Below are 17,793 nucleotides of genomic sequence, written 5' to 3' on the forward strand. Positions count from 1 at the left end.
AGTGATCGTCATGCGCATGGGCGCGGTCGATCTCGTAGCGGCGATCACAATAGCCGCATTCGACAAAGCCGGTGTCAGCCGGAATGGTCAGCCAAACCCGAGGATGCCCCAAAGCCGCGTCGCCACCGTCGCAGGCGACTTTCCATTTGGTGACAGAGATGGTTTCAGGCGCGTTGCGGGTCATCGGTGGCTTCCTTGAATTGGCTTGCGCACAGTCTAACCGCTGCACAGGTGGGGCGACAAGGCCCGAGGTGAGGCTGCGGCAAAGTTTCGGCAGCGAAGCCTTAGGCGCCAATCAGCTTTGCACGGCTTTTAAGGGCAGCCAGCCAGCCCAAGCCATGCACGGTGGCGCGCGCGGGACGGTATTCTGCGGCGATCCAGCCTTGGTAGTCGCGGCTTTCCAGATCGGCGCAAAGCCCGGTCAGATCAAAGCCGCCGCCGCCCGGTTCATTACGGCTGGGAAAGCCTGCGATCTGAATGTGGCGCACGCGGTCGCGGTGGCGCGCCCAGACTTGGGCCGCATCGCCATGAATGCGCGCGGCGTGCCACAGATCAAACTGCATGCCCAGATTTGGCCGCGCCAGATCATCGACAATCCGTCCCGCCTGATCGAAATCATTCAGGAAATATCCGGGCATGTCGTCGGGGTTGATCGGCTCGATGGTCAGGCCCAGATCGGGGGCCTGATCGGCGGCCCAAGCCAGATTTTCGACATAGGTTTGTTCGTCTTGCGGGCCTTTGGCGACACCGGCCATCACATGCACCCGCTGCGCCCCAAGCCGGGTGGCAAGCGCTGCCGCGCGCAGAAATCCGTCGCGAAAGCGGGTCTCTTGCCCTGTGACCGCGGCAAAACCCCGATCCCCTGCCGCCCAATTGCCGGGCGGAGTGTTGATCAGCGCCAAGGGCAGCCCGTTTAACGCAGCCTCCCATTCGGCGGCTGTGTGTTCATAGGGAAACAAAACCTCTGCGCCATCAAAGCCAGCTTGCGCGGCAAGGCCTGCGCGATCCAGCGTCGCGACCTCGGTAAAAAGCATGGTCAAATTGGCACAATATTTCAACATCAGGCGAGTTCTAGCGAAGGAATGATCGGAAAGAAACTCCCCCCCGACCACAAACCAAACCAATCTTGCCCCGCCACCGCATGATGCACCCCCAGATCAACCAAGCGGTAAAACGATTTGCGATCAATCAGCGCCTCGAGCCCAGCGCGCACATGCACATAAGGCGCAGGCTCGCCGGTGGCTGCGTCGCGCGCCACGCGGATCGGGTTTTCGGCATTGGCTACCACCTCGTCTTCGGTCTTGGTGAAAAACCGCAAGACCTGCGCCGTCCCCGTGCCTTCAACCTCGAAGTCAATCGCCAGCATGGGCGCGTCATCCACCACGATGCCGACCTTTTCCACCGGGGTGACAAGGAAATACTTGCCCTCCTCCAGCCGCAGAATCGAAGAGAACAGCTTGACCAAAGGCATGCGCCCGATCGGCGAGCCTTCGTGAAACCATGTGCCATCGCGCGCAATGCGCATATCAATGTCGCCGCAAAACGGCGGATGCCACAAATGCACTGGCGGCAAGCCCTTTTTGGCGGCAGCGCGCACCGCATCCAGCCCTTCGGCCAAGGGTTTCACAATCATTTGTGCCGTTTTGCTGTTTGTCATTTGTACCCAAGGCCTAGATTGGCTCATATAGAAGCATATACCCACTTCCGGAGGAATGTCATGGCCGATCCTACCCAGCTTGTCGCCGAGATTGAAGCGCTTGGCGCGCGTTTGGGCGCGGCAAAGGCCTCTATCAACCAAAAGTTTATCGGCCAAGACCGCGTGGTCGATCAGGTCTTGGCGGCAATGCTTTGTGGCGGGCATGCTTTGTTGGTGGGCCTGCCCGGTTTGGGCAAGACGCTGCTGGTCGAGACACTGTCCACCGTGATGGGGCTGCACGGCAATCGCATTCAGTTCACCCCCGATCTGATGCCGGCCGATATTCTGGGGTCCGAAGTGCTGGAAACCGCCGCAGATGGCAGCCGCGCCTTTCGGTTTTTGCAAGGTCCGGTGTTTTGCCAATTGCTGATGGCAGATGAAATCAACCGCGCCTCGCCGCGCACCCAATCGGCACTGTTGCAGGCAATGCAGGAACGCGAGGTGACGATTGCAGGCCAACAGCGCCCGCTGGGCCGCCCCTTCCATGTTTTGGCGACGCAAAACCCGATTGAACAAGAAGGCACCTATCCGCTGCCCGAGGCCCAGCTTGACCGCTTTTTGCTGCAGGTGAACGTGGCCTATCCCACCCGCGCGCATGAGCGTGACATCTTGCTTGCCACCACGGGGGCCAATCAGGCCGCAGCCCATCAAGTCTTTAGCGCCGAGGATCTGATCGCGGCCCAAGCCCTGCTGCGCCGCATGCCCGTGGGCGAGGCTGTGGTCGAGGCGATCTTGGATCTGGTGCGCGCCTGCCGCCCCGCCGAGCCCGAAGGCGCCGAACTGGCGGGCACTCTGGCTTGGGGGCCGGGACCGCGTGCGGCGCAAGCGCTGATGCTGACGGTGCGGGCGCGGGCCTTGCTGGATGGGCGGCTGGTGCCTTCGATTGCCGATGTCGCGGCGATGGCGCATCCGGTACTGGAACACCGCATGGCGCTGTCTTTTGCCGCTCGCGCAAGGGGCGAGACGCTTGCAGGCCTGATTGAGCGCACGGTGGCGCGCACATTGCGACTTGAGGCTGCTGCGTGAGCCAGACCGCCAGCCTTCGCGCGCAGGCCGAAACGCTTGGCCAATCGCTGCCAGCCCTGCTGGCAGAGGCCGAGCATTTGGCAGCAACCGTGCTTTTGGGCGAACATGGCAGACGGCGGGCTGGTCAGGGCGATGAGTTTTGGCAATACCGCCCCGCCCATGCCGGTGATCCGGCGCGCGCGATGGATTGGCGACGATCAGCCCGGTCTGACGCGCATTTTGTGCGCGAACGCGAATGGCAGGTGGCGCAATCGGTCAGCCTGTGGATCGACAGCGCAACGGCGATGCGCTTTAGCGGTGACCCTGCGCGCGGCTCCAAGGCCGACCGCGCCCGCGTGCTGGGGCTGGCGCTTGCGGTGCTGTTGCTGCGCGGCGGCGAAAGGGTGGGGCTGTCTGGCATGGTGCCAAAACCTGGACGCGCGCAGATCATGGCGCTGCTGGATGGCTTGCAGACCGAAGACAGCCAAGACTATGGCGCGCCCGATGTCACCGGCATGGCGGCGCATGGGCGGGCGGTGTTTTTGTCGGATTTTCTGGGCAATCTGGATCTGACGGAACAGGCGATGATCACTGCCGCAGATCGCGGCATTCGCGGCGTGCTGCTGCAAGTGCTTGATCCCGCCGAAGAAGACTTCCCCTTTCAAGGCCGCACGATTTTTGAATCTATGCAGGGCGCGCTGCGGCATGAAACCCAAAGCGCGGGCGATCTGCGGGCGCGGTATCTGGCGCGCTTGGCTGAACGCAAAGACGCGCTGACCCGTCTGGCGGCGGCGACGGGCTGGCATTATCAGTGCCACCACACCGGCGCACCGGCGCAAGCGGCCTTGCTTTGGGCCTATCGCGCCTTGGAGGCTCGGGTATGATCCCTGCCGTTGGCTTTGCCTTTCCCGCCCTGTTGTGGGGCCTGCTGGCGCTGCCGATCCTATGGCTTTTGCTGCGCGCAATTCCGCCCGCGCCGATCCGCCGCCGCTTTCCTGCCGTCGCCCTGATGTTGGGTTTGGCCGATCAGGATGTGCAGTCCGATAAAACCCCGTGGTGGCTTTTGCTGCTGCGCGCCTTGGCGGTGGCTGCGGCGATCATCGGTTTTGCAGGGCCTGTGCTGAACCCTGCCAGCCGCGCGCTGGGCACGGGGCCTTTGCTGATTGTGGTTGATGGCGGCTGGGCCGATGCCCGCGACTGGCCGCGCCAGATGGAAAAGGCCCAAGGCTTGCTGGCCGAGGCAGGCCGCTTGGGCCGCCCCACCGCCCTTGTGCAACTGACCGATGCGCCGCAGCAAATCGGCTTTCAACCCGCCGACAGCTGGACAGGCCGCTTGGCCGCGATGACACCGCGGGCCTATGCGCCCGATCAGATGCAGGCTTGGGCCGCGCTGCTGCCCGCGCAGGGCTTTGACAGCTATTGGCTTAGCGACGGGCTGGCGCATCCAGACCGCGCGGCGCTGACGGCGGCGCTATCGGCCAAGGGTGCGCTGACGGTCTTTGTCTCGCCCCGCCCGATCTTTGCGCTGCGCCCCGCGGGATTTGACAGCGGCGCGATCAAACTTAGCGCCGCGCGCAGCCCCGCCGTTGCGCAAACCACGCTTGACGTCATCGCGCGCGGCCCTGACCCTGCGGGCATCGACCGCGAGCTGGCGCGCGCCACCCTTAGCTTTGCCGCAGGCGCGACCGAGGCGCAAACCACGCTGACCCTGCCACCCGAGCTGCGCAACCGCATCACGAGATTCTCGCTTTTGGGCCAGCGCACGGCGGCGGCGGTTTCGCTGACCGATGACAGTCTAAAGCGGCGCAAGATCGCGCTGATCGCGGCTTCGGCCGACCGCGAGGGGCTGCAACTGCTGCAACCCACCTTTTATCTACGCCAAGCGCTGGCGCCTGTGGCCGATCTGATCGAAGGCGGTCTGGGCGATGTGATTGCGGCCAATCCCGATGTGATCGTGCTGGCCGATGTCGCCCAGATCAGCCCACCCGAGACCGAGGCGCTGCTGGCTTGGGCCGATAAGGGCGGGCTGTTGCTGCGCTTTGCCGGGCCAAGGCTTGCGGCTTCGGATCTGTCGCGTGCCAGCGAAGACCCGCTGATGCCAGTGCGTCTGCGCCAAGGCGGCCAGCAGGTTGGCGGCGCGATGAGCTGGGGCGAGCCGAAAACGCTGGCGCCCTTTCCCGAAGACAGCCCCTTTCACGGCCTGCCCTTGCCCGCCGATGTGACGGTCAGCCAGCAGGTCTTGGCCCAGCCCGACCCCGATCTTAGTGCCCGCACCATCGCCGCACTGGCCGATGGCACCCCGCTTGTCACCCGCAAGGCAATTGGCGCGGGCAGTGTGGTCTTGGTGCATGTCACCGCCAATGCCGAATGGTCGAACCTGCCGCTTTCAGGGCTATTTGTGCAGATGTTGGAACGGCTTGCGGTGTCGATCCGTGCGGCGGCGCCGCTGACGCAAGATCTGGCAGGGCAGACTTGGGTGCCCGACCGCGTGTTAGATGGCTTTGGCCAAGACGGCCCTGCCGCAGCCGTGGCGGGGGTCGCAGGGACCGATCTGGCGCGCGCGCTGCAAAACGGCCCCAGTGCAGCCCTGCCGCCCGGACTATATGCCGGCGGCGCGCGCAAAGTGGCGCTGAATGTGATTGGCGCGCAGACCCAGATTGCACCCGCCACTTGGCCTGCGGGCACCGTGATCGAAGGCATCGAGCAGGCGACACCGCAAGCCTTGAAAGGCGCGCTTTTGACCGCAGCGCTGCTGTTTCTGGCGCTGGATGTGCTGGCCGCACTTTGGGTTTCGGGGCGGCTGGGGCTTGCGGCGGTGCTTGCGCTCGCAATGCTGGCCAGCCCGCAACATGCCCGCGCCGATGCGGCCGCCGACGCCCGCGCGATCGAGGCGACGCGCGGCGTGGTGCTGGCCTATGTGCAAACCGGCGATGCGGGCCAAGACGCCATCTCGGCGGCGGGGCTGATGGGCTTGGGCGATCAGCTTTGGGGTCGCACCAGCATCGAGCCCGAAGCACCGATGGCGGTTGACCTAGAGCGCGACGATCTAGAGGTCTTTCCCTTTTTGTATTGGCCGATGACCGCCGGGCAGGCCCTGCCCTCGCTGACCGCCTATGCCAAGCTGAACAAATTTCTGCGCACCGGCGGCATGATCCTGTTTGACACCCGCGATGGTGATCTTTCAGGGCTTGGCGGCAGCACGCCCGAAGGCCAGATGCTGCAACTGATCGCCTCGGGCTTGGATATTCCGCCGCTGGAACCGATCCCGCAAGACCATGTGCTGACCCGCAGCTTTTATCTGCTGCAAGACTTCCCCGGCCGCTATGCCGGCAGCCCGCTTTGGGTCGAGGCAGCCCCCCCGGGTGCCGAACAGACCGATGGCATGCCGTTTCGCAATCTGAACGATGGCGTCACGCCAGTGATCATTGGCGGCGGCGATTGGGCGGCGGCTTGGGCGGTGGATGAAAACGGCGTGGCGCAGTTTCCCGTGGGGCGCGGTTATGCGGGCGAGCGGCAGCGCGAAATCGCCTTTCGCTTTGGCATCAATGTGATCATGCATGTGCTGACCGGCAATTACAAATCCGATCAGGTGCATGTGCCTGCGCTGCTGGAAAGGCTTGGCCAATGACCGAAAGCCTGGTGTTTGCGCCGCTGGTTGATCTGCGGCTGATCTGGGGCCTCATGGTGCTTGCCATGGCCCTGCTTGGCTTTGCGCTGTGGAAGGGCCTGCGCGGCTGGCCGTTTCGCGCACTGGCGTTTGCGGTGCTGGCGCTGGGGCTGGCCAATCCCTCGCTACAGATCGAAGACCGCAAGCCTTTGAACGACATCGTGCTTTTGCTGGTGGATGAAAGCGCAAGCCAAGGTCTTGCCGCAAGGCCCGCGCAAAGCGCCGAGGCCGTGGCGCGGATTTCGGCGCAGGTTGCAGCCTTGGGCAATACCGACCTGCGGGTGATCCGCTTTGGCGACGGGCCGGACAATGCGGGCACTTTGGCGATGACCGCATTGGCGCAAGCGATTGCCGAAGAACCCCGCGCCCGCATCTCTGGCGCGATCCTTGTCACCGACGGCCAAGTCCACGACCTTGGCCTGACACCCGCGCTGCCTGCACCGCTGCATGTGCTGCTGACAGGGACGACTGCCGATTGGGACCGCCGCCTGATCATCACCGAAGCCCCCGCCTTTGCCATCATGGGCGAAGATGTCACGCTGAAGCTGCGGGTGCAGGACGAAGGCGCTGTGCCTGCCGCCTTGGGCCGTCAGGTCGTGCTGAAAATCAGCCTCGACGATCAAGCGCCGCTGGAATTCACCATCGCGACCAATACCGATCTGGAGCTGCCGTTGCGGCTGCCGCATGCGGGGATGAACGTGTTGCAGTTTTCGGTGGCCGCCCAAGCGGGCGAGCTGACAGACCGCAACAATGCGGCTGTGGTGCAGATCAACGGCGTGCGCGACCGTCTGCGGGTGCTGTTGGTCTCGGGCGAGCCGCATACCGGCGAGAGGGTCTGGCGTAACCTGCTGAAATCGGATCCTTCGGTCGATCTGGTGCATTTCACCATCCTGCGCCCGCCCGAAAAACAAGACGGCGTGCCCACCGACGAGCTGTCGCTGATCGCCTTTCCCACCCGCGAGCTGTTTGTGGAAAAGATCAAGGATTTTGATCTGATCATCTTTGACCGCTATTCGATGCGCGGCATTCTTCCGATGCAATATCTGCAAAATGTGGTCGATTACGTCAAAGGTGGCGGCACGGTGCTGGTGGCAGCGGGGCCGGAATATGGCGCGGTCGATAGCCTTTGGCGCTCGCCTCTGGCTCAGATTTTGCCCGCAGAACCCACCGCCAAGGTGATCGAACAGGGCTTTCGCCCAAAACTGACCGAGCTTGGCAAGCGTCATCCCGTCACCCAAGGCCTAGAGGCGCTGGCCCCCAAAGACGGCTGGGGCCGCTGGTTCCGCCAGACCGAGGTGATCCCGCTGCGCGGACAAGTGGTGATGTCGGGGGCAGAAGATAAGCCGCTGTTGATCCTTGACCGCGTCGATCAAGGCCGCATTGCGGTGCTGGCCTCGGATCAAGCCTGGCTTTGGGGGCGCGGCTTTGAAGGCGGCGGGCCGCAGTTGGAACTGCTGCGCAGGCTGGCGCATTGGATGCTGAAAGAACCCGAACTGGAAGAAGAATCGCTGACCGCCACCGCCAAGGGCGATGTGCTGACGATCACGCGCCACTCGATTTCCGACAAGCCTTTGGGCGATCTGGCGATCACCGCCCCCAGCGGCGCAAAGATCAGCCTGCCAATGCCACAAACCAGCGCAGGCCGTTTCGTGCTGACTTGGCAGGCCCCCGAGCTGGGGCTTTACCGGCTACAACAGGGCGATCTGGTGCGGGTGGTTGCGGTCGGGCCCGCAGCACCCAAGGAATTCGAGCAAACCTTGGCAACTGCGGATCTGCTGGCCCCAAGTGTGGCGCCCTTGCAAGGTGGCCTGTTGCGGCTGCAAGACGGGGTTCCCAGCCTGCGCATGGTGCGCGAAGGCCGCCCTGCCGCCGGGCGCGGCTGGATCGGGCTGACCCCGCGCGCCGCCTATGTCACCCAAGATCTTAAGGTCAGCCCGCTGCTGCCAAGCTGGCTGATGCTGTTGTTGGTGGCGCTGTTGTCGCTGGCGGCTTGGCTGCGCGAGGGGCGCGGCTTTAGGCGGACTGCAGCATGATCTGCCGCGAGGTCGAGGCAAATTCGCGGCGAAACAACACCGCAGCCGTCAACAAGGACGCCGCGATCAAAGCATAGCCGCCCAAAAGCCAAGCCAAGGATCCCAAAGCAAAATAGATCGAGCGCAGGCCGCGGTTAAAGCTTTTGGCGGCGGTGATGTTCAGCTCGGCCGCTTGTGCTGCACGCGGCGCGGCCATCGGATCTGCGGGATCATTTGGCACCGCCGCCATCATGATCGAGCAATAGCCAAACAGCCGATGCGACCAGATGAACTTTAACAGCGCATTGGCCAAGAACCCCACCACCAACAGCACCCGCAACTCGATGGCAAGACTTTCGGTCGACAGTGTCAGATCCGCTGCAACGCCGCGCACCGCTGCCGGATTACCGATCATCGCAATCGCTCCCCCAATCGCAATCATCGATGCCGAGGCGAAAAACGCCGTACTTTGTCGCAGACTGTCGATCATCGAGGCGTCAAAAATCCGAGGCTGCCGCGTGAGAAACTGCTGCATCCATTCGCGCCGGTAGGCCTGCATCAACAGGCTGACCGAGGGGCGGCCTGCGGGGGGATGCTCGATAAACCAGCCGATCGAAAACCACGACAGCAAAACCACCGCCAAAGCGATCTGATCCAAGGCGCCAAAGCCGGCAAAAAGTAACATATGTTCCATTTTCTTATGCTAGTGCCTCCGGCAGATCAGCGAAAGAGGAAGAATGGCTTGCTTGATCGCAGAAATTGGTTATATTTTCTTACCAAAGAGGAGGCCGCCATGCAGATGCCCATTCCAAACGCCACAATTCTGGCGCGTAAGGCTGCGATTTATGCGCGGCTTGCGGCTGTTTTGCCTGCCGATGCGCTGATCACCGATCCGGCCGAGACGCGGGCCTATGAATGCGATGCCCTGAGCGCTTACCGCTGCGCGCCGCTGGCAGCGGTCTTGCCGCGATCGACCGAAGAGGTGGCAGCGGTCTTGCGCATCTGCCACGAAGAAGGCGTGCCGGTGGTGCCGCGCGGCTCGGGCACCAGTTTGGCAGGCGGCGCACTGCCGACGGCGGATTGCGTGATCTTGGGCGTGGGTCGGATGAATGGCGTTCTGGAAACCGACTACGACAACCGCTTTATCCGCGTGCAATCGGGGCGCACCAATCTGTCGGTGACCGGCGCGGTTGAAAGCGATGGGTTCTTTTATGCGCCCGATCCTTCCAGCCAATTGGCCTGCGCCATTGCCGGCAATATCGCGATGAATTCGGGCGGGGCGCATTGTTTGAAATACGGGGTGACCACCAACAATCTGTTGGGGGTGACGATGGTTCTGATGACCGGCGAGGTGGTCGAGCTTGGCGGGCCGTGGATGGATGCGGGCGGGCTGGATCTGTTGGGCGTGGTCTGTGGCTCTGAAGGGCAACTGGGCGTGGTGACCGAGGCCACGCTGCGGATCTTGCCAAAGCCCGAAGGCGCGCGGCCGGTCTTGGTGGGCTTTGACAGCAACGAAGTGGCGGGGGCTTGTGTGTCTGACATCATCAAAGCCGGCATTCTGCCGGTGGCGATTGAATTCATGGACCGCCCCTGCATCCGCGCCACCGAAGCCTTTGCCAAGGCCGGATACCCTGATTGCGAGGCGCTGTTGATCATCGAGGTCGAGGGTTCGCAGGCCGAGATTGCCGAGCAATTGGCGCGGATCAAGACCATTGCGCTGACCCATAACCCGGTAGAATTCCGCGAGGCCGAAGACGAAGATCAGGCCAAGCGGATCTGGCTGGGCCGCAAATCTGCCTTTGGCGCGATGGGGCAGATCAATGACTATATGTGTCTGGATGGCACGATTCCGGTGACCTCGCTGCCCTATGTGCTGCGCCGGATTGGCGAGATGAGTGTGCAATTTGGTCTGGATGTCGGCAATGTGTTTCATGCCGGCGACGGCAATATGCACCCGCTGATCTTGTATGATGCGAACAAACCCGGTGATCTGGAGCTTTGCGAGGCCTTTGGCGCCGAGGTCTTGAAGCTTTGTGTCGAGGTGGGCGGCTGTTTGACCGGCGAGCACGGCGTGGGCATCGAGAAGCGCGATCTGATGAAGGTGCAATTTGCGCCGCAAGATCTGGAAGCGCAGCTGCGGGTCAAGGATGTGTTTGACCCCAAGTGGCTGTTGAACCCGGCCAAGGTGTTTCCTTTGGATGTCACCGCAAGCCGGCGCGCTGGATGAGACCCCCGGGGCTGTCTGCCCCGGACCCCGAGGATATTTTTAGACAGATGAAAGGGGTAGCCGATGCGCCCTGCGACGGAAGCGGAGTTGAGCGAAGCGATCCTTGGGTCGAAGGCCTTGGTTGTGCAGGGCGGCGGCACCCGGACGATTGGCGCGGCGGTTGGCGAGGTTTTGCAGACCTCGGGGCTAAGCGGGGTTGAGCTTTATGAACCCGGGGCTTTGACGCTTGTGGCGCGGGCGGGCACGCCTTTGGCTGAGATCGAGGCAGTGCTGGCCGGCGAGCGGCAGCGCTTGGCCTTTGAGGTGCCTGATATGCGCGGGCTGTTGCGGCGCGAGGGGGCATCGACGCTTGGCGGCGTGGTGGCGGTGAATGCCTCGGGGCCGCGGCGGTTGCAGGTGGGTGCTTGTCGCGATGCGCTTTTGGGGGTGCGTTTTGTCGATGGCGCGGGGCAGATCATCAAGAATGGTGGGCGGGTGATGAAAAACGTCACCGGCTATGATCTGGTTAAGCTGATGGCGGGCAGCCATGGCAGCCTTGGCGTGATCAGCGAGTTGGCCTTCAAGGTGCAAGCAGTGCCTGAGGCGCAGCTGACGTTGGTGGCGGAACGCGGTATTATCGAGGGTTTGGCCGATTTGCGCAAGGCGTTGGGCTCGCCCTATGACATCTCGGGGGCGGCTTGGATGGCGGGGCGCGCGATGATCCGGATTGAGGGCATGGCGGGGTCTGTGGCCTATCGTGCCACCCAGTTGCGCGGGCTGTTGGGCGATTGGCAGGAAGCGGCGGGCGATTGGTCGGCGGTGCGCGATGTCACGCCGTTTGCTGCCCGCGATGGTGCGGTTTGGCGGCTGGCGGTAAAGCCCACCGAGGCCGCGGGGATCATCGCCGCTTTGGGCTTGGAGGCGATTTGCGATTGGGGTGGCGGTTTGATCTGGCTGTTGGATCCCGCAGGCAGCGCGCCAGTGCGCGCGGCTGTGGCGGGTTTGGGCAGTGCCACTTTGCTGCGGAGCCTGCCGGGTCAAAGCACGCCAAGCTTTCAGCCTGAAGCCGCAGGGATCGTCGCCCTAAGCCGCGCCTTGCGGGCGCAATTTGACCCGCGCGGGGTTTTCAACCAGGGGATCATGGGCTGATGCAAACCAATTTCACTGTCGAGCAATTGCAAGACCCCGCCTTGGCAGAGGCCAATAGCATTTTGCGCTCTTGCGTGCATTGCGGCTTTTGCACCGCGACTTGCCCGACCTATCAGGTCTTGGGCGATGAGTTGGACAGCCCGCGCGGCCGGATCTATCTGATCAAGGAAATGCTGGAGACCGGCCGACCTGCCGATGAGAAGACCGTCAAGCATATTGACCGCTGTCTGTCTTGCCTTGCCTGCACCACCACCTGCCCCAGTGGCGTCGATTACATGCATCTGATTGATCAGGCGCGCGTCTATGTCGAAAAGACCTACAAGCGGCCTTTGTCGGACCGGGCCCTGCGCTGGGTTTTGGCCAAGGTGATCCCGCATCCGACGCGGTTTCGGCTGGCCTTGTTTGCGGCCAAGCTGGGGCGGCCCTTTGCCGGGCTGATCCCGGATGCGCGGCTGCGGGCGATGCTGGCGATGGCTCCCAAGACCATTCCGCCGGTCAGCCGCAATGATGATCCGCAAAGCTTTGCCCCGACCGCACCGCAGCGGATGCGGGTAGCGCTGATGACGGGCTGTGCGCAAAAGGCGCTGAACACCGATATCAATGATGCCACCATCCGGCTGCTGCGGCGGCTTGGCTGCGAGGTGGTGGTGCCGCAGGGCATGGGCTGCTGCGGGGCGCTGACGCATCACATGGGGCGCGAGGCGGAAAGCCATGCCTCGGCTCAAGCCAATATCGCGGCCTTTATGGCGGAAAAGCGCGGTGCGGGTCTGGATGCGATTGTTATCAACACCTCGGGCTGCGGCACCACGGTCAAGGATTACGGCCATATGATCGGCTCGGACGACGCGGCGGCGGTTTCGGCGCTGACGATGGATATCTCGGAGCTGTTGGTGAAGCTGGGGCTGCCCGAAGGCGCGCCAAAGGGCTTGCGGGTGGCCTATCATGCCGCCTGTAGCCTTCAGCACGGTCAGCAGATCAAGACCGCGCCGAAAGATTTGCTGAAACGGGTGGGATTCACCGTGGTGGAACCTGCCGACAGCCATCTGTGCTGCGGATCGGCGGGCACCTATAACCTGCTCCAGCCCGAGATTTCGGCGCAGCTGAAGGCGCGCAAGGTGCAAACGCTGGAAGCCAAGAAGCCCGATATCATCTCGGCGGGCAATATCGGCTGTATGATGCAGATCGGATCGGCCACCGGCGTGCCGGTGGTGCATACGGTCGAGCTGTTGGATTGGGCCACAGGCGGGCCACGCCCGCGCGGCTTGGATGCCATAAATCAGCCGTAGTTCTGGCCTAGCCTTGCGCCATCGCGGGGAGGGAAGATGCGACTTGGCTTGATTTTAACGCTGGTTTTGCCTTGGCTTGCCGCAGCCGCCCCTGCGCGGGAGGCGCCTTTGATAGGCTTGCAAACCGCGGATCAGTCAAAGGGGTGGAACGCGGTAGGGCGGTTGGATCTTGGCAGGCATGGCTTTTGCTCGGGGGCGCTGATTGCGCCTGATCTTGTGCTGACGGCCGCGCATTGCCTTTACGACAAGAACACCGGCGAAAAGGTTGCGCCAAAGGATATCCAGTTTCTGGCCGGCCTGCGCAATGGTCGTGCCGAGGCCTATCGAAGGGCCGCCATCGCGGTGACACATCCAGATTACTGGCCCGATCATGCCTCGGATCTGGACCGTGTCGGCAATGACATTGCCCTGATCCAACTGGATCAGCCGATCCGCCAACCCTCGATCACAGCCTTTGCCACGGCGGACACCACCGGCATCGGCGCCGAGGTAGGGGTGGTCTCTTACGCGCAAAATCGAGCAGAGGTGCCCTCGCTGCAAGAGCTTTGCCATGTGATCGACGCCTCGACCACGGTCTTGGTGATGTCTTGCGACATCGACTATGGCTCTTCAGGCGCACCGGTTTTTGCGATGCAAAACGGCGCCGCAGTGATCGTTTCGGTGATTTCCGCCAAGGCCGAGGCCAAGGGGAAAAAGGTGGCGCTGGGGGCCGTGTTGCAAAGACCACTCCAAAGTCTGCGGGCAGAATTGGCCAAGCAGAGCCCGCCAAACCTGACGGTGGGCAAGCACATCAGCACGCTTTCGGGCGGCAAGGCCAGCGGCGCGAAATTCCTGAAACCCTAGCTCTGGGCCAGGGCTTGAAACCGCTGCCGCGCCTTCCCAAATCAAAGAGGTCTTGGGATGCCAATCATGGGCCCAAGGATTTCCCGCCTTGCCCATCAGGGAAGGCATCACCACGGCGCAGGCCCTGCCTGCCCGACATCGCTTGAAAGAGGATGCTATGCGTACTTTGGATTTTGCCCCGCTTTATCGCGCCACCGTTGGCTTTGACCGCATTGCCGATCTGATGGATCGCGCGCTGACTGCCGATGTGGCCCAGCCCAGCTACCCCCCCTATAACATCGAAAAAACCGCCGAGGATGCCTATCGCATCTCGATCGCGGTTGCAGGCTTTTCGCCCGACGATCTTTCGGTCGAGGTCAAGGAAAACGCCGTCCATGTCAGCGCCCGCAAGGCGCCTGACGATAGCGCAAAGACCTATCTGCACCGTGGCATTGCTACCCGTGCCTTTGACCGCCGCTTTGCTTTGGCAGACCATGTGCGAGTGTCGGGGGCTGTTCACGAACACGGCATGCTGCATATTGATCTGCTGCGCGAAATGCCAGAGGCACTGAAACCGCGCCGCATCGAAATTGGCCGCGGCGTCAGCGCAACCATGGCAACCATCGAAGCCTAAGCGCCCACGCCACCGCACGACCAACAGGCCTGAGGCGCTCTCAGGCCTGTTGCATATCAGCGCTTAGTAAATCAGCCCATCATAGACCGCATAGGCGGTATTGGTGGCGCGCAGCGCGCGGCCCTGACCTTGTGCATTGGCATAGGCGGTGATCGCCGAATAGGTGCCCGGCCCGAACGAACCATCAACCCCGCCGTCGTAGTAACCAAAGACGGCAAGGCGGCGCTGGATCATCCGCCGCTCTGCCCAAGAATAGCTTTTAAACGCATCAGCAGCAGGTGTGGCATAGATCGAAGGCGCAACCACAACGCGTTGCTCATAGTGACGACGGCGCGGTTGGTATTGCGGCTCGACATAGCGCGGCTGATAGTGCGGTTCGACATAGCGCGGCTGCGGCTGTGGCACATACTGCGGCTGCGCGGCTTGGGCTTGGGTATGACGGCTGTTGCGGATCACGTTTTCGATCAACAGCGCGCCTGCAACCCCCGTTAGCGTATCGCGTTCACGCTGGCCCCAAGCCAAGGCAGGGGCAGCCGGAACGGCGATGGCAAGTGCAGTGACAGCGGCCACGACAGCCTGCTTGAGGGAGGCCTGCTTGAGGGAAACAGATTTGGGGGTGAAACCTAGCAACATGACGCATCCTTTCGGGGTTGGGCCAAAGGCGAGCACTGCCCTTGGCGAATGACCCGATAAAGCGCCAAAGCCCCACGCTAGGCAAAATCGCGCGACTGCTATGCGATAGCAAATATCTAACCGACTGAAATATATAGATAATAAAAAACGGCAGGGTTTCCCCCGCCGTTTTCATGCCTTGCCGCTTTGCCAATCTTAGATCGACAGGCAGACGTATTTCAGTTCCATATAGTCGTCGATGCCGTGGTGGCTGCCCTCGCGGCCCAGACCCGATTGCTTGACGCCGCCAAAAGGCGCCATCTCGTTCGAGATCAGGCCGGTGTTCACCCCGACCATGCCGTATTCCAGCTGCTCTTGCACACGGGTGATTCGACCGATGTCGCGAGCATAGAAATAAGACGCCAAGCCAAAGATCGTGTCATTGGCGCGTGCGATCACCTCTGCTTCGGTATCGAACTTGAACAAGGGCGCAAGCGGGCCAAAGGTTTCTTCATTGGCCACCATCATGTCAGGCGTCACACCCGTCACCACGGTTGGCTCAAAGAAGGTGCCACCCAAAGCGTGACGCTTGCCGCCGGTGACGATCTTGCCGCCCCCCGCCAAGACATCTGCGATATGCTCTTCCACCTTTTCAACCGCGTCTTGGTTGATCAGCGGCCCCGTCGTGGTGCCCGCCACCAAACCATCGCCAATCGACAGCTTTTTCACCGCCAAGGCCAGCTTTTCAGCAAAGGCATCATAGACACCGGCCTGCACATAGATGCGGTTGGCACAAACGCAGGTCTGACCATTGTTGCGGAATTTCGACACCATCGCGCCTTCGACGGCAGCATCCAGATCGGCGTCATCAAAGACGATAAACGGCGCATTGCCGCCCAGCTCCATGCTGCATTTCAGCACCTGATCCGCAGCTTGGCGCAGCAAAATCCGCCCCACCTCGGTGGATCCGGTGAAGGTCAGCTTGCGAATGGCCTTGTTCTCGCAGAACTCTTTGCCAATCTCGGACGAGCGGCTTGAGGTGATGACCGAAAACACCCCCGCAGGCACGCCGGCGCGCTCGGCCAGCACAGCCAGCGCAATCGCCGAAAGCGGCGTTTCGGCCGCAGGGCGGGCCACAAAGCCGCAGCCTGCTGCCAAGGCGGGGGCCACCTTGCGGGCGATCATCGCATTGGGAAAGTTCCAAGGCGTGATCGAGGCGCAAACCCCGATCGGCTGCTTCAACACCGAAATCCGCTTGTCGCGCATATGGCCGGGAATGATCTCGCCATAGGTGCGCTTGGCCTCTTCACCAAACCATTCCAGATAGGCCGAGCCATAGGCCACCTCGCCCTTGGCCTCGGCCAAAGGCTTGCCCATCTCGGCGGTCAGGATGGCGGCCAGATCGTCTTGCGCGGCCATGCACAGATCAAACCACTTGCGCATCACCTGCGCGCGTTCCTTGCCGGTGCGCGCAGCCCAGTCGCGGCGCGCCACATCGGCGGCGGCAATGGCGCGGGCCGCATCGGCGCGGGTCAGATCGGGCACATGCGCGATCACATCGCCGCGTGCGGGGTTGGTGACAGCAAAGGTCGCGCCATCGGCGGCCTCGACCCATTCGCCCGCGATATATGCCTTGTTCGGCAACAGCGCAGGATCTTTCAACATGGAACGCAGATCGGTGACGGAATCGAGCATTTGGATCTCCCATTTCGCGGTTGACTCTGCAATGCATCCTGAGAGGCTGAAAGTCCAGTTCCCCAAGGGCGACTGGACTTAAACTATGATAAAATCTGGAGAGATGGCGATGGATATGGACCGCGAATACGCCAATGGCGCCTTTATTCCGGGCTCTGACGCGCTGCCGGATCTTTGGGCGCAAAAAGCCGCCGCCTTTCGCGCAAGCCTGGGTAAATCCGCGCGGCTGGGCCTGCCTTATGGCCCAGAACCACGCCAAGCCTTGGATCTGTTCTTGCCGCAAACCACCCCGCGCGGCCTTTTGGTCTTTGTGCATGGCGGCTATTGGCTGGCGATGGGGCGGGAAAGCTGGTCGCATCTGGCGGCAGGGGCGCTGGCGCGCGGCTGGGCCTGCGCCATGCCGTCTTACACGCTGGCACCTCAGGCCCGCATTCGCGACATCACCGCCGAAATCGCCAATGCCGTCGCCGTGGCTGCCGCCGAAGTCGCAGGGCCCTTGGTCATCACCGGCCATTCGGCGGGCGGCCATCTGGCCGCGCGCATGGGCTGCGCTGATCACCACCACCCCCGCACCGCCCGCGTGGTGCCGATCTCGCCGCTCGCCGATCTGGAACCCTTGCTGCAAACCGAGATGAACCAAACCCTCTGGCTCGACCCCGAAGAAGCTCTTGCCGAAAGCCCGGCGCATCACGCCCGCGCCTGCGACGCCCATATCTGGGTTGGCGGCAATGAACGCCCAGCCTTTCTGTGGCAGGCCCGCACCCTGTCAGAATCCTGGGATTGCGCTTGGACCGTCGATCCAGGCCTGCACCACTTCAACGTCATCGACGGCCTGCAACACCCAGACTCAGCGCTGCTCACCACCTGCCTGAAGGGACTCTAACCCCTTCATCTGTCTGAAAATATCCTCGGGGGGAGGCCGAAGGCCGTGGGGGGCAGACAGCCCCCCGCCTCCGCTGGCCAAACGCGCCTAGCTGTTGGCATGCATGCGCTCGATATAGGCGCGCAT

16 protein-coding genes are annotated in these 17,793 nt (G+C 62.6%); 10 read left to right on the forward strand and 6 right to left on the reverse strand.

Going from position 1 to position 17,793, the window contains the following annotated elements:
- The 3 genes from V7Q10_RS13600 to V7Q10_RS13610 form a co-directional block, all read right to left on the reverse strand.
- Positions 1 to 184, reverse strand: a 184-nt coding sequence (locus tag V7Q10_RS13600) for a zinc-finger domain-containing protein (RefSeq protein WP_333869665.1), incomplete at its 3' end; no start/stop codon positions are given.
- Between the two features lie 100 nt (positions 185 to 284).
- Complete coding sequence (locus V7Q10_RS13605) at positions 285 to 1,061, reverse strand: hydroxypyruvate isomerase family protein (protein WP_333869666.1); 777 nt, start codon at positions 1,059 to 1,061, stop codon at positions 285 to 287.
- Complete coding sequence (locus V7Q10_RS13610) at positions 1,061 to 1,633, reverse strand: DUF1285 domain-containing protein (protein WP_333869680.1); 573 nt, start codon at positions 1,631 to 1,633, stop codon at positions 1,061 to 1,063. The genes V7Q10_RS13605 and V7Q10_RS13610 overlap by 1 nt, the downstream gene beginning before the upstream one ends.
- 84 nt (positions 1,634 to 1,717) lie before the next feature.
- On the opposite strand from V7Q10_RS13610, the gene V7Q10_RS13615 reads away from it, so the two are divergent.
- From V7Q10_RS13615 to V7Q10_RS13630, 4 genes are read left to right on the forward strand one after another with little or no spacing between them, the layout of a single operon-like run.
- Positions 1,718 to 2,722, forward strand: coding sequence for an AAA family ATPase (locus V7Q10_RS13615; RefSeq protein ID WP_333869667.1), 1,005 nt, complete (start codon positions 1,718 to 1,720; stop codon positions 2,720 to 2,722).
- A complete protein-coding gene (locus V7Q10_RS13620) occupies positions 2,719 to 3,585 on the forward strand; it encodes a DUF58 domain-containing protein (protein WP_333869668.1) in 867 nt (288 codons plus the stop codon). Before V7Q10_RS13615 ends, V7Q10_RS13620 begins: the two co-directional genes overlap by 4 nt.
- Positions 3,582 to 6,329: a DUF4159 domain-containing protein gene (locus tag V7Q10_RS13625; RefSeq protein ID WP_333869669.1), complete on the forward strand. Its 2,748-nt coding sequence runs from the start codon at positions 3,582 to 3,584 to the stop codon at positions 6,327 to 6,329. Before V7Q10_RS13620 ends, V7Q10_RS13625 begins: the two co-directional genes overlap by 4 nt.
- Positions 6,326 to 8,401, forward strand: coding sequence for a hypothetical protein (locus V7Q10_RS13630; protein WP_333869670.1), 2,076 nt, complete (start codon positions 6,326 to 6,328; stop codon positions 8,399 to 8,401). The genes V7Q10_RS13625 and V7Q10_RS13630 overlap by 4 nt, the downstream gene beginning before the upstream one ends.
- On the opposite strand, the gene V7Q10_RS13635 is transcribed toward V7Q10_RS13630, so the two are convergent.
- Positions 8,382 to 9,074, reverse strand: a complete 693-nt coding sequence (locus tag V7Q10_RS13635; protein WP_333869671.1) for a DUF599 domain-containing protein — start codon at positions 9,072 to 9,074, stop codon at positions 8,382 to 8,384. The genes V7Q10_RS13630 and V7Q10_RS13635 overlap by 20 nt on opposite strands.
- A gap of 99 nt (positions 9,075 to 9,173) precedes the next feature.
- Between V7Q10_RS13635 and V7Q10_RS13640 the strand changes: the two genes are divergently transcribed.
- The 5 genes from V7Q10_RS13640 to V7Q10_RS13660 all read left to right on the forward strand — a co-directional run bounded on the left by V7Q10_RS13640 (position 9,174) and on the right by V7Q10_RS13660 (position 14,477).
- Entirely contained in the window at positions 9,174 to 10,607 is a 1,434-nt protein-coding gene (locus V7Q10_RS13640; RefSeq protein ID WP_333869672.1) for an FAD-linked oxidase C-terminal domain-containing protein, read from the forward strand.
- Between the two features lie 63 nt (positions 10,608 to 10,670).
- The gene (locus V7Q10_RS13645) at positions 10,671 to 11,735 is read left to right on the forward strand and encodes an FAD-binding protein (protein ID WP_333869673.1); all 1,065 of its coding nucleotides are present in this window, start codon (positions 10,671 to 10,673) and stop codon (positions 11,733 to 11,735) included.
- A complete protein-coding gene (gene glcF, locus V7Q10_RS13650; protein WP_333869674.1) occupies positions 11,735 to 13,021 on the forward strand; it encodes a glycolate oxidase subunit GlcF in 1,287 nt (428 codons plus the stop codon). The genes V7Q10_RS13645 and glcF overlap by 1 nt, the downstream gene beginning before the upstream one ends.
- Before the next feature lie 36 nt (positions 13,022 to 13,057).
- Complete coding sequence (locus tag V7Q10_RS13655; RefSeq protein WP_333869675.1) at positions 13,058 to 13,864, forward strand: trypsin-like serine peptidase; 807 nt, start codon at positions 13,058 to 13,060, stop codon at positions 13,862 to 13,864.
- Between the two features lie 157 nt (positions 13,865 to 14,021).
- Positions 14,022 to 14,477 (forward strand): Hsp20 family protein, encoded by a 456-nt coding sequence (locus tag V7Q10_RS13660; protein WP_333869676.1) that lies wholly within the window; start codon positions 14,022 to 14,024, stop codon positions 14,475 to 14,477.
- Between the two features lie 63 nt (positions 14,478 to 14,540).
- Here the strand turns inward: V7Q10_RS13660 and V7Q10_RS13665 are convergent, their stop codons facing one another.
- Both V7Q10_RS13665 and V7Q10_RS13670 read right to left on the reverse strand, forming a co-directional pair.
- Positions 14,541 to 15,047, reverse strand: coding sequence for a peptidoglycan-binding domain-containing protein (locus tag V7Q10_RS13665; protein ID WP_333869677.1), 507 nt, complete (start codon positions 15,045 to 15,047; stop codon positions 14,541 to 14,543).
- A 258-nt stretch (positions 15,048 to 15,305) separates the two neighbouring features.
- Complete coding sequence (locus V7Q10_RS13670) at positions 15,306 to 16,784, reverse strand: NAD-dependent succinate-semialdehyde dehydrogenase (RefSeq protein WP_333869678.1); 1,479 nt, start codon at positions 16,782 to 16,784, stop codon at positions 15,306 to 15,308.
- An 85-nt stretch (positions 16,785 to 16,869) separates the two neighbouring features.
- Between V7Q10_RS13670 and V7Q10_RS13675 the strand changes: the two genes are divergently transcribed.
- Positions 16,870 to 17,667 carry an alpha/beta hydrolase gene (locus tag V7Q10_RS13675; RefSeq protein ID WP_333869679.1) on the forward strand — a complete coding sequence of 266 codons (798 nt, stop codon included), beginning with the start codon at positions 16,870 to 16,872 and terminating at the stop codon, positions 17,665 to 17,667.
- The last annotated feature ends 126 nt before the right edge of the window (positions 17,668 to 17,793 follow it).

The organism is Cypionkella sp., from assembly GCF_036782355.1.
Classification (GTDB): Bacteria; Pseudomonadota; Alphaproteobacteria; order Rhodobacterales; family Rhodobacteraceae; genus Cypionkella.